Source organism: Enterovibrio calviensis DSM 14347 (assembly GCF_000621165.1).
GTDB classification, from domain to species: domain Bacteria; phylum Pseudomonadota; class Gammaproteobacteria; order Enterobacterales; family Vibrionaceae; genus Enterovibrio; species Enterovibrio calviensis.
Window position 1 is genome coordinate 143,112 of record NZ_JHZA01000011.1, and the last position, 12,301, is coordinate 155,412.

The 12,301-nt window shown below is 49.6% G+C and carries 8 protein-coding genes; 4 read left to right on the plus strand and 4 right to left on the minus strand.

The window, feature by feature from the left end; genetic code table 11:
* Positions 1-184: 184 nt before the first annotated feature.
* The 4 genes from leuD to leuA all read right to left on the minus strand — a co-directional run bounded on the left by leuD (position 185) and on the right by leuA (position 4,964).
* Positions 185-787, minus strand: coding sequence for a 3-isopropylmalate dehydratase small subunit (leuD, locus tag Q365_RS0111810; protein ID WP_017017735.1), 603 nt, complete (start codon positions 785-787; stop codon positions 185-187).
* A 9-nt stretch (positions 788-796) separates the two neighbouring features.
* On the minus strand, positions 797-2,212 hold the full coding sequence (leuC, locus tag Q365_RS0111815; RefSeq protein WP_028023537.1) for a 3-isopropylmalate dehydratase large subunit: 1,416 nt from the start codon (positions 2,210-2,212) through the stop codon (positions 797-799).
* A 104-nt stretch (positions 2,213-2,316) separates the two neighbouring features.
* On the minus strand, positions 2,317-3,405 hold the full coding sequence (leuB, locus tag Q365_RS0111820; RefSeq protein WP_028023538.1) for a 3-isopropylmalate dehydrogenase: 1,089 nt from the start codon (positions 3,403-3,405) through the stop codon (positions 2,317-2,319).
* A gap of 2 nt (positions 3,406-3,407) precedes the next feature.
* On the minus strand, positions 3,408-4,964 hold the full coding sequence (leuA, locus tag Q365_RS0111825) for a 2-isopropylmalate synthase (protein ID WP_028023539.1): 1,557 nt from the start codon (positions 4,962-4,964) through the stop codon (positions 3,408-3,410).
* A 641-nt stretch (positions 4,965-5,605) separates the two neighbouring features.
* On the opposite strand from leuA, the gene Q365_RS0111830 reads away from it, so the two are divergent.
* From Q365_RS0111830 to Q365_RS0111845, 4 genes are all read left to right on the plus strand, one after another.
* On the plus strand, positions 5,606-7,036 hold the full coding sequence (locus Q365_RS0111830) for an efflux RND transporter periplasmic adaptor subunit (RefSeq protein WP_028023540.1): 1,431 nt from the start codon (positions 5,606-5,608) through the stop codon (positions 7,034-7,036).
* Complete coding sequence (locus Q365_RS0111835) at positions 7,033-10,137, plus strand: efflux RND transporter permease subunit (RefSeq protein ID WP_028023541.1); 3,105 nt, start codon at positions 7,033-7,035, stop codon at positions 10,135-10,137. Before Q365_RS0111830 ends, Q365_RS0111835 begins: the two co-directional genes overlap by 4 nt.
* 446 nt (positions 10,138-10,583) lie before the next feature.
* On the plus strand, positions 10,584-11,102 hold the full coding sequence (locus Q365_RS0111840; RefSeq protein WP_028023542.1) for a phosphatase PAP2 family protein: 519 nt from the start codon (positions 10,584-10,586) through the stop codon (positions 11,100-11,102).
* A gap of 46 nt (positions 11,103-11,148) precedes the next feature.
* Positions 11,149-12,288 (plus strand): MJ1255/VC2487 family glycosyltransferase, encoded by a 1,140-nt coding sequence (locus tag Q365_RS0111845; RefSeq protein WP_028023543.1) that lies wholly within the window; start codon positions 11,149-11,151, stop codon positions 12,286-12,288.
* The last annotated feature ends 13 nt before the right edge of the window (positions 12,289-12,301 follow it).

Consider the following 12,301-nt stretch of genomic DNA (forward strand, 5'->3'; position numbering starts at 1 on the left):
GCTAATCCCTAAAGCGATATGATGGTTTGTTATCGGATATATTCAGTATATTGCTTGAGTAAAAGACCCGAGGTTTTGTCTTTTTCTTCCCATGCGTGTACGGAGCGCATAAAAAAACCGACCACCAAGGTCGGCTTTCAATTCAAGTGCTTTGTTGCTTAGTCTTTTACAACTAAGAAAACGATTACGCCAAGAAAGAAGGGATCTTCGCTTCGTATTCGGCGATCTTATCGCTGTGTTGCAGCGTGAGCCCGATGCTGTCCAAGCCTTCTAGCAAGCAGTGACGACGGAACGAATCGATTTCAAATGAATACGATTTGTCCCCAGCAGTCACAGTTTGAGCTTCAAGATCGAGTGAGATCTCCGCGCCTTCGTTGTTTGCGACAAACGCGAACAGCTCATCCACTTCCGCTTCTGTTAGCTGAACAGGCACCATCTGGTTGTTGATGGAGTTGCCGTAAAAGATGTCAGCAAAGCTTGGCGCGATCATCACTTGGAAACCAAAGTCTGCCAATGCCCACGGTGCGTGTTCACGGGAAGAGCCACAGCCAAAGTTTTCGCGCGCAAGCAGCACACTTGCGCCTTTGTAGCGTGGTTGGTTCAGCACGAACTCAGGGTTGTCCTGTTGGCCGGCTTCATCCAGAAAACGCCAGTCGTGGAAAAGGTGCTTACCAAATCCAGTGCGGTTTACTTTCTGCAAAAATTGCTTTGGGATAATGGCATCGGTATCCACGTTTGCTGCGTCCAGCGGTGCCACCAAACCGGTATGTTGTTTAATTCCTGACATGGTGATTCCTTATGCGCTCTGAATATCAAGACTGTTAACGTCAACAAAGTGGCCAGCAACGGCGGCTGCCGCAGCCATTGCTGGGCTCACCAAGTGCGTACGACCTTCACGGCCCTGACGGCCTTCGAAGTTACGGTTACTGGTTGATGCGCAGCGCTCTTTTGGACCTAGGCGGTCGTTGTTCATTGCCAAACACATAGAACAACCCGGCAGACGCCATTCAAAGCCGGCTTCAACGAAGATTTTATCCAGACCTTCCGCTTCCGCTTGTGCTTTGACTTGCTCAGAGCCCGGTACGACCAAGGCTTGAACGCCTGCCGCTACTTTACGGCCTTTCGCGATGGCCGCCGCTGCACGCATATCTTCAATGCGTGAGTTGGTGCAAGAACCAATAAACACCTTGTCGATATTGATGTCAGTGATTTTCTGACCTGCTTCAATGCCCATGTATTTCAGTGCGCGTTCAGCAGAGTGACGCTCAATCGGGTCGCTAAAGCTTTCAGGTGCAGGAACCACGCCATGAATGCCAACAACCTGACCTGGGTTTGTTCCCCAAGTGACTTGGTTGCTGATGTCAGCCGCTTCTAACGTCACGATGGCATCGAATTGTGCATCGTCATCAGTTTTCAGCGTTTTCCAGTAAGCAACCGCGGCATCCCAATCTTCGCCTGTTGGCGAGAATTTACGGCCTTGCAGGTAATCGAAGGTGGTTTGGTCTGGTGCAACCAAGCCTGCTTTCGCGCCCAGCTCGATAGCCATGTTACACACGGTCATGCGGCCTTCCATGGTCAAATCTTCAATCGCCTGACCGCAGAATTCCACCACATAGCCTGTACCGCCTGCGTGACCCACTTTGCCGATGATGGCAAGCACGATGTCTTTTGCCGTCACGCCTTCAGCGACTTTGCCTTTGACCTCGATTTTCATGGTCTTGGCGCTGCCTTGCTTCAGGGTTTGAGTCGCAAGAACGTGTTCAACTTCAGAGGTACCAATACCGAATGCCAATGCGCCAAACGCACCGTGGGTTGCTGTGTGTGAATCACCACAGACAATGGTGTTACCCGGTAAAGTAATACCCAGTTCAGGGCCCATGACGTGAACGATGCCTTGGTATGGGTGGTTCAAATCGTAAAGGGTGACGCCAAACTCTTCACAGTTTTTCGCCAGCGTTTCCATTTGGATTTTCGCCATCTCGCCAGAGGCGTTGATGTCTTTGGTTTGTGTGGAAACGTTGTGATCCATGGTTGCGAAGGTTTTCGATACCTGACGTACAGGACGCCCTTTTTCGCGCAAGCCATCAAAGGCTTGAGGAGAGGTCACTTCGTGCACCAAGTGGCGATCGATATACAACAAAGGTGTTTCGCCTTCAGCCGCTACCACCACATGGGCGTCGTAGACTTTTTCGTATAATGTTTTTGCCGACATTGCCTAATCCTTTTTCTCATCATCATTGAATTCACAGAGAATGGACTCGTTTAGGGCCTACCTGTGAACCCGATGACTTGGAGCTATCATGATCCGTATAATTTTTATGCTTCGCTGACATAAGCGGCGATCTTATCACCCATTTCTGACGTGGTCAGAGGGGTGCTGTCACCTGCAAGGTCTGCGGTTAGTTCGCCCGCTTCGAGTGCTTTGCTCACGGCATCTTCGATAGCGCGCGCTGCATCTTCTTCACCCAAACTGTAGCGAAGCATCAGTGCGGCAGACAAGATCTGCGCCACTGGGTTGGCAATGTTTTTGCCTGCGATATCCGGCGCTGAACCACCTGCTGGCTCGTACATGCCGAATTTGCTGTCGTTCAGGCTGGCAGAAGGCAGCATGCCCATTGAGCCAGTGATCATCGCGCATTCATCAGAAATGATGTCGCCGAAGATGTTTGAACACAGCATAACGTCGAACTGCGAAGGATCTTTGATCAGCTGCATGGTCGCGTTGTCGATGTAGATGTGTGAAAGCTCAACATCGGCGTAGTCTTTAGCGACTTCTTCAACCACTTCACGCCAAAGGATAGAGCTTTGCAGTACGTTCGCTTTATCGACAGACATGACTTTCTTGCGGCGAAGGCGTGCAGATTCAAACGCGATGCGTGCAATACGTTCGATTTCGTAGCGGTGGTAAACTTCGGTATCAAACGCTTTCTCTTCAGGGCCTGAGCCTTCACGGCCTTTTGGTTGGCCGAAGTAAATACCGCCGGTGAGCTCGCGTACAACGACGATGTCGAAGCCGCGCTCAGAGATGTCAGCACGCAGTGGCGAAAACGCTTCAAGACCGGCATGAATTTGTGCAGGGCGAAGGTTACAAAATAGCTGGAAGTGCTTACGTAAAGGCAGCAATGCGCCGCGCTCTGGTTGCTCGTTGGGTGGTAGGTTTTCCCATTTAGGGCCGCCTACAGAACCAAACAGAACCGCATCAGAATCTTCACAGCCTTTTAAGGTTGCGTCTGGCAGTGGAGAGCCATGGTTATCAATGGCAATGCCGCCCACATCGAACTCTTTCTTTTCGAACTGAATATCAAATTTTTTAGAAACCGCATCCAGCACTTTATGTGCTTGCTGCATGACTTCAGGGCCAATTCCGTCGCCCGGTAGAACGGCAATTTTGTACGTACCTGCCATGGTTACACTGTCTCCGTTTTTAAAGTTGCTTGTTCTTTGATTTGAGCGATGCGGTTAGCGCGATAAATGCTGTTGATGACGTGTAACAACGCTTGTCCCGACGCTTCAATGATATCTGTCGACACGCCCGTACCGTGGTACTTGCGGCCTTTATAGTTTGCGATGATGTCAGCTTGACCCAGACCATCTTCCCCTTCGCCTTTTGCGGTTAGGTCGAATTTGTCCAGCACGATGTCATAACCGGTAATGCGGTAAATGGCTTGATACAAAGAATCAACGGGGCCGTTACCAATAGCGGCATCGCTGACTTCTTCATCGCCACACTGCAAGCTGATGGTGGCGGTCGCTTTCACGCTGCCACTTTGTACGCTTAGGTACTTCAGCTTATAGAAGTCATCTTCTTCTTGCAGGTTATTGAAGAACATCAAGGCTTCCAAGTCATAATCGAAAACTTGGCCTTTTCGGTCGGCCAACTTCAAAAATGATTGGTACAGGCTGTCCAAATCATACTCAGTGTCGCTGTAGCCCATGGTGTCCATGTGATTCTTCACCGCGGCGCGGCCAGAACGGCTGGTTAGGTTCAAGGCTTTCTGGCCAAGACCTATCGACTGAGGGGTCATGATTTCGTAGGTGTTCTTGTTTTTGATCATGCCATCTTGGTGAATACCAGAGCTGTGGCTGAATGCATTCGTGCCCACAATCGCTTTGTTGGATTGAATTGGCATGTTGCAAAGCTGGCTGACCATTTTGCTGGTGCGGCTGATTTCGGTGTGATTAATGCCAGTATCAACGCCCAGCAGTTCGCTGCGGGTTTTGATGATCATGGCAATTTCTTCCAGCGCACAGTTACCTGCACGTTCACCAATGCCGTTTATTGTGCCTTCGATTTGACGCGCACCGGCTTGTACCGCAGCAATGGAGTTGGCAACCGACATGCCCAAGTCATCGTGACAGTGAACAGAAATCACCGCTTTATCGATGTTAGGAACACGGTTAAACAGGGTTTCGATGATGCCACCAAATTCACCCGGTACGGTGTAGCCGACGGTGTCAGGGATATTAACCGTGGTTGCGCCTGCTTTGATGGCTTCTTCTACCATGCGGCACAAGTTATCGATGGGTGTTCGGCCTGCATCTTCACACGAGAATTCCACGTCATCGGTGTAACGACGCGCACGCTTCACTGCGTTAACACCCATTTCAACCACTTGGTCGTAGCTGCGGCGCAGTTTGTCTTGAACGTGGATGGTCGATGTCGATAAGAACGTGTGGATACGGAACGCTTCAGCCGCTTTCAACGACTCGGCAGCAACATCAATGTCTTTATTGACGGCGCGAGACAGTCCACAAATGCGGCTGTTCTTGATGGTTTTCGCGATAGTTTGAACAGATTCAAAATCGCCAGGGCTTGAAACTGGGAAACCCGCTTCAATCACGTCTACACCCAAACGCTCGAGTGCGAGTGCAATCTGCAGCTTCTCTTTCACAGTTAGGCTGGCAGACAGCGCTTGTTCGCCGTCACGTAAGGTGGTGTCAAATATGATGACTCGGTCTTTCATGGTCGTTCCCTCATTTGCCCGTTTCTTGGTTAATCCGCACCGCTGGCAGGCCATACAAAAAAACCCGCGCTCTTGGCGCGGGTTTCGTATGTCTTGGTGAATACTATTTTCAGTCCATGACTACCCGCGCGAAAAATTCACGAGAAGGAGTAGGTCTAGGAGGAAAATACGTTGCATCATTTTTACAGTTCTCTAAAAGGCTCTGCACAAATGAATACCAAACCATTTACTATTACGTCAATATCAAATTAGAAAATAACAAGAAAGCATTATCTATGTTGTTAACTGTGGTGCAAAACACTGCTTTTTGTGTCAAAAGTTGGTTTTATTCACTAACTAGAGTTTTGGGCGATTTTTGAACTGAATCAGCAGCGAGCATTGAATCTATGTTACGTCGTTGTGAGTTGCCATCAAAAAGCCATGACATTGCGTCTGTCACTTGCTCTGCTGCGACATTGGGTCGTTTACAGTTTGGCTTGTCACAATTTGATTATTCGGCAATGCAATGTTTTGTAAATTGAGAGAAAAGCTGGATGTTCCAACGTAGTATTTATCGTTAAATGAGCCATTCATGCTCGAAGGCGTGAACCTTTATGCGTTAAAAGGCATAAATACCTTTTTGGATACGGAGGTCTCTCACTATGACATTGCGCCGAAAGCTGCTTTTCTTCCCAGTTCTAGCCATTGGTATTTTGGTATTGGTCATAGCGATTAAAACCCGCCCCGACATTCCTGTAAAACCTGCGCAATCAAAAGCGCGCCCCGTGGATGTTCTCACTTTAACGCAGCAAACCATTTCTCCTGTGGTGACTGGGTTTGGACGCGTAACGCCAAAACTCACATGGCAGGCCATTGCAGAAGTGAATGGCAAGGTGATTTATCGAAACCCCGCACTCGAAAAAGGCAGCATCTTACCTGCCGGCACTGAGTTGCTTCGTATCGATCCGACAGATTACCAACTGGCCGTCGCCCAAGCGCAAGCGGATGTCAGCGCCAAAAAAGCGCGATTAGCTAAATTGGATTTGGACAGCAGTAACCTTAAAGCCACGCTGAATATCGAAAAACGTCGCTTAGCCTTGAGCAAAGACGAATTAACGCGAAAGAAAAATCTGCGTCAAAAAGGCCTCACCTCGCAATCGGAACTCGACACTGAGCAACAAGCGTATCTGTCACAACAAACCCGCGTGCAAGATTTAGAAAGCCAGTTGAAAGTGCTACCTGATGAGCGCCTGATCACTGAAGCAGAGTTGGATGCCAGTCAATTGGCACTCACACAAGCAGAGCGCGATCTTGAAAAAACCCACGTTGTGCTGCCCGTAAACAGCCGCATTGCTGAAGTGAACATTGAGAAAGATCAGTTTGTCACGCCGCAGCAAATCATGGTGGTGTCACACGGCTTGGAAGCGGTGGAAGTTGACGCGCAAGTTTCGATCCATGACATGCAAACCCTGTTTGACTCTCTGAATGCTGTGCCAAGTCTTCGCCAAAGCAGCAATCAAAGCGATGCGCAATCCTCAGCGAATGGACACTTGGCGAGATTGACCGCCAATGTTGCGCTCTCCAGTGGCAGCTTTAATCAAACATGGTCTGCCAATGTGGCCCGATTGAGCGACACCGTGAACCTGAATCAGGCGACTGTTGGTGTGATCCTCGAAATCCCTCTTAACCTTTCATCGTCGCAAACAGATGCGACAACGCAAAACCCTCTGGCCGCCTTGCCTTCCTTGGTGAATGGCATGTTTGTTCAAGCCACGATCGAAGGACAGCCGATGGCGCATTGGGTGATCCCAGAACAAGCGCTGCGTGGCGACAAAGTGTATTTGATGAAAGAGGGCGTGCTGGCAGTTGAGCCCGTCGATGTGTTGTTCCGTCATGATGATTTGGTAGCGATCTCTGGTGATCTCAAAGACGGTCAGCAATTGGTGGTGAACGATCTTTTGCCTGCCGTGCCGGGTATGACACTGCGAACCTTCACGCTTGATGGGGAACGCGTGGTTGCTGATGTGGCTGCTGATGATGAACAAGCTGCCAATGCGGAAAGCGAAAACGCAGTGAATGAGGATGCATCATGATCCGCTATTTCGCGCGGCACCCCACCGCGGCCAATTTGTTGATGCTGGCGCTGATACTTATCGGTATCACGTCACTGCCTAACCTCAAGCGCGAAACCTTTCCCGAGTTTGCTCCGCCTTACATCCTCGCCAATGTCGTCTACCCAGGCGCAAGCCCTGAGCAAGTAGAACAAAACATTTGTTTGCTGATGGAAGAAGCCGTTGATGGCTTGTCGAATATCGAAGAAACGCGCTGTGAAGCCTTAGAAGGTTCCGCCTCTTTGGTGGTGAAGCTCGATAAAACCGCCGATATCTCTCGCATGCTGGTGGACATTCAAACGCAGATCAATGCCGTGAATAACTTCCCCAGCGATATCGAACCGCCTGTTGTCCGTGAGCTTGATTGGAATGAACCGGTGGTTGATGTCGCGATAGCCGCAGACACCGATTGGGTAGGGTTAAAAGCCTACGCAGAGTCCCTCAAACAAACCTTAAAGCAAGACTATGACGTGCCGTTAGTCAGCGTCGCGGGCTTTTCTGATCGACAAATCCGCGTCGAAGTAAAAGAAAGTGCGGTGCGTCAGCTTGGTTTGAGCGTGTCAGATATTGCCGAGCAGGTCAGTGCCCAAAACATTAACTTGCCGAGCGGTAACGTGGAACTTGCCGACAAAAGCTTACTGATTCGTTTTGATGAAAGACGCATTACTGCAGACACATTAGGCCGCGTGGTGGTGGCAGCTGATAGCCAAGGTGGTGTTATTCGATTGCAGGACATCGCCACGCTCACTGAACGGTTTGAGTTAGATGAGCAACAAGTTTGGTTTGATGGAAAACCGTCTGCGCTGCTTAAGATCAGCAAAAACAAAGCGGACGATGCCTTGCGGATCAAAGCGCGGGTCGAGCAGTTTGTTAACGATCAACAAGCCATAGCGCCAAACGGCGTCACCTTAAACCTCACCAATGATTTCTCTTCACTACTTTGGGATCGCCTCACCATGATGGTGCGCAATGCCTGGCAGGGTGTGCTCTTGGTGTTCGGCGTGATGTGGCTGTTTTTCTCGTTTCGCTATTCTTTTTGGGTTGCGGCAGGGTTACCCGTGGCCTTCTTGGGCGGCTTCTTCTTGATGGCGCAATTGGGCTTGTCTATAAACATCATGTCGCTGGTGGGGCTGTTGATGGCCATCGGTATCATGATGGATGACGCCATTGTGATATCTGAATCCATCGCCGCGCACATCGATCGGGGGCAGAAACTCGAAGATGCGGTGGTCAATGGCGTCAAGAAAGTGATGCCCGGCGTGGTCTCTTCCTACCTCACCACAGTGTGTATTTTCGGTAGCTTGATCTTCCTTCAAGGTGAAATGGGGGCCGTACTTCGTGTCGTGCCCATGGTGCTGATACTGGTGCTGACCTTGAGCTTGGTCGAAGCCTTCTTGATATTGCCCCATCACCTTCAACATTCCTTATCCAAAGCAGGCGATCCAAAACCCGATTTGGCGTTTAAGCGTCACTTCTTGGCGGCATTTGAGCGGTTCCGTGCCGGTACGCTCGCCACGTTAGTCACGCGCGTTGTCGAATGGCGCTATGCCTTCGTTGGCGGCGTGATCGCGATGCTGTTGATCTCGTTTGCACTTCTGGCGTCAGGCTCTGTCCGGTTTGTGGGATTCCCTGAACTGGATGGTGACATCGTGGAAGCGCGCATTATTTTGCCGCCGGGCTCGTCGCTGTCACAAACCGAAAGGGTAGTCGACACCTTAGTGGCATCTGCGGTGCGTATTGGCGATCGCATGAGTGAAGAAAACGGCGAGAGCGAGCCTTTGATTTCGCACATTACGCAACAATTTAACGCCAATGCTGATGCCGATGAAAGTGGGCCACATATTGCGACCGTGCGATTGGATTTACTGAGCGCAGAAATTCGAAACACCTTGATCGATGATTTTGCCATTGCGTGGGAACAAGACATTGGCGTGCTGACTGAGCCTATTTCTTTGGTGATCAAGCAGCCAGCCATGGGGCCGGGTGGTCGAGATTTCGATATCCGATTGCAACACGACAACTTGGATGAACTGAAACAAGCTTCCGTCGAGATCCAGCAATTCATTGCCCAGTTTGAAGGTGTGTCGGGCGTGCTTGATGACATGCGTCCCGGCAAAGAAGAAGTCAAAATCACACTGCGTCCAGGGGCAGAAGCCTTTGGCATCAATGGCCAAATGATTGCGCGCCAGCTTCGCTCTGCGTATTTCGGGCAAACCGCCGATGAAATTCAGGTCGGCCCTGAAAGCATCGAAATTGATGTCAGGCTTGATAAAGGGGATGCAAGCAGCCTGCAAGGGCTGGCGAATTTCCCGATAGTGCTGGGAGATGGCAGCCAAGTGCCATTGTCGACGGTCGCAGAGCTCAACTATCAACGTAATTATGTGCGTATTCAGCGCATTGATGGCCTGCGTACATTGAGTGTTTATGGCGACGTCATACAAAGTCAGGTCAGCATTGGTGATGTGCTTGCACAGCTAAAAGTCGAGTTAGTGCCAGATCTCCAGAAACAGTACCCGGGGCTGAGAGTGTTGTTTGAAGGGCAAAGCCAAGACGCAGCAGAAACCCAACAATCGATGGCGATAGGGTTCGCGATGGGGCTGTTCGGGATCTTCGTGATTTTGAGTTACCAATTCCGCAGTTACTTAGAGCCGTTTGTTGTTTTGCTGGCGATCCCGCTGGCGCTGATCGGCGTGATCTGGGGACATTGGATCCTCGGTCACCCATTGAGTATGCCAAGCATGCTCGGTTTTGTATCGCTTGCAGGTGTGGTGGTCAATGACTCCATCTTGCTGGTGCAATACATCCGACACCACCTTGATGAAGGTGAAGACATTTACGATGCGGTTGTGTGCGCCAGTCAGGAGCGTTTTCGCGCGGTGTTCCTCACCTCGCTAACCACAGCAGCAGGTTTGTTGCCACTGATGTTGGAAACCAGCCTTCAAGCGCAAGTGGTGAAGCCACTGGTGATCTCCATCGTGTTCGGTATTTTCGCGTCCACCATGCTGGTGTTGTTTATGATACCCGCCGCTTACGCGATCTTGGCGGATTTCGGCAAAGTGAAACGACACGAGCGTTTGAGCTAAAACGCAGTTGGCGAGCCTTGTCATAGGCTCGCCACCTTACCTCTCTAGCTGTTCGTCTTCTTAGCCTTAAAGCTGCCTATCTATATACCCAAGCAACCTGAAGATGCTCGATTTCAGAGGCCCTCAGAGTGTTCGATTCAAGGCGAATTTTTGTAGGAATAGTCATTCTATTTCACAGGAATTTAACGATGAAGTGGACGCTCTGAGGGCCTCCCTTCGGGCGAGTTTACTGACGCCATGCTCGGTGTTGTCCCTTTTTGATGGAGCTCACTACATCGGCAAAGGGACGCCTTGATCATAACGTCAGTAAAGCTCGCTGAATCCTGCACCTTCAGGTTACTTGGGTATAGATTAGTAAATTTCATCAAGTCGTCTGCAAATCGTAACCGGACTGTCACTGCCCAATTCTATTCTGATGTTGTCACGTCAATAAATGGAGTTGATGAATGCGCAGTCTAGTTGCCCTACAGAGGGTGGATCAGGCCGTATCCACCCTTTGTTTAAGTCACCGATTCAGTGCAGATATTGCACGGGTATTTCGTTGGGTATCAAAAAGCGGAGATGGACATTTATATCTCGCGATAGGCGCCTTACTGGCACTGACTGCAGGAGATAAAGGTGTGTCTTTTCTCATCTGCGGTTTGCAGGCTTTTGCCATTGAGTTGCCTATTTTCATGGGGCTAAAGCGTGTTTTTCGACGTGCAAGGCCACAACATCTTCCCGCATTTATTGTGCCATCCGACCTTTACAGCATGCCTTCTGGGCACACCTCCGCGGCGTTTGTTATGGCCACTGTACTTAGCCATTTCTACCCCGAATACAGTGTTGTTTATTGGTCATGGGCTGCATGTATTGGTGCATCACGTGTGCTTTTGGGCGTTCACTATATATCTGATGTGTTGGTTGGGGCGTTACTGGGGCTGGGTTGTGCGTCACTGGTGTTGCGTTTCTCTGAATACGTTTGAACACCGGTTCAGCAGTAAAAATCATACTCAATAATAGAGAGCAATGATGAAAATTCTTTATGGCGTACAAGGGACGGGCAACGGGCATATTTCCAGAGCACGTGCGATGGCTAAAGCGCTGGCAAAAATCCCCTCTGTCAATGTGCAGTTTCTTTTTTCAGGTCGTCCTGAGTCAGAATATTTCGACATGGCGGTGTTTGGTGATTACACGCTGTGTCGAGGCTTTACCTTCTACAGCTATGCGGGAAAAATTGACCGTGTCAAAACGGTATTAAACAACAATATTTGGCATTTTCGTCGGGAAGTGAGGGCGTTAGATGCATCTCAATATGATTTGGTTATTTCAGATTTTGAGCCAATAACGGCCTATGCAGCGAAACGTCAAGGTGTGCCTTCGCTATCAATTAGCCACCAATCTGCGTTTAAGCATGATGTGCCTAAGCAAGGCCAGAATATGTTGGACAAGGTCATCATGCGTTATTTTGCGCCGACGCAGCATAGTATCGGATTACACTGGTACCACTTCAATCAATCTGTTTTACCCCCCATTATCGACCTCGCGTCTATTGAACCGACGTCATCCAATGGTGCCATTTTGGTGTATCTGCCTTTTGAGCGATTAGATGACATATTGGGTGTCCTGCAACCCTTGGATATGCCTTTCATCTGTTTTCATCCGGATTGCCACCAAGCGACAACCGCAAAAAATGTGAGTGTCCGTCCACTGAGTAAAACAACATTTCAAGAGGCTTTGGTGGCATGCGAAGGAGTAATTGCCAATGGTGGATTTGAGCTGCCATCAGAAGCGTTATCGTTAGGTAAGAAACTCTTGCTTAAACCGTTGAATGGACAATTTGAGCAGTTAAGCAATGTCGCTACCTTGGACATGCTTGGTCTGGTGAACACCATGGAGACGCTCGACATTGATGCCATACATCAATGGCTAAATTGTTCAGAGAGCCAACGCGTGTCTTACCCCGATGTGGCGAACGCACTTGCTCAATGGTTGGCAAAAGGAGACGTCGATTCGTTGCCATTACTTCATCAAGAATTATGGTCGCAGGTGGTATTTCCTGAGCATGTGAATGAATTATTGTCCGACTTTTGGCCAAGTCATCAGCGAAAACGCGCCATGTTCAATATGCAGCTGTCGGCGTTTTCAAATAAAAAAGCCAAGCAGCATTGATTGTGTGAATATT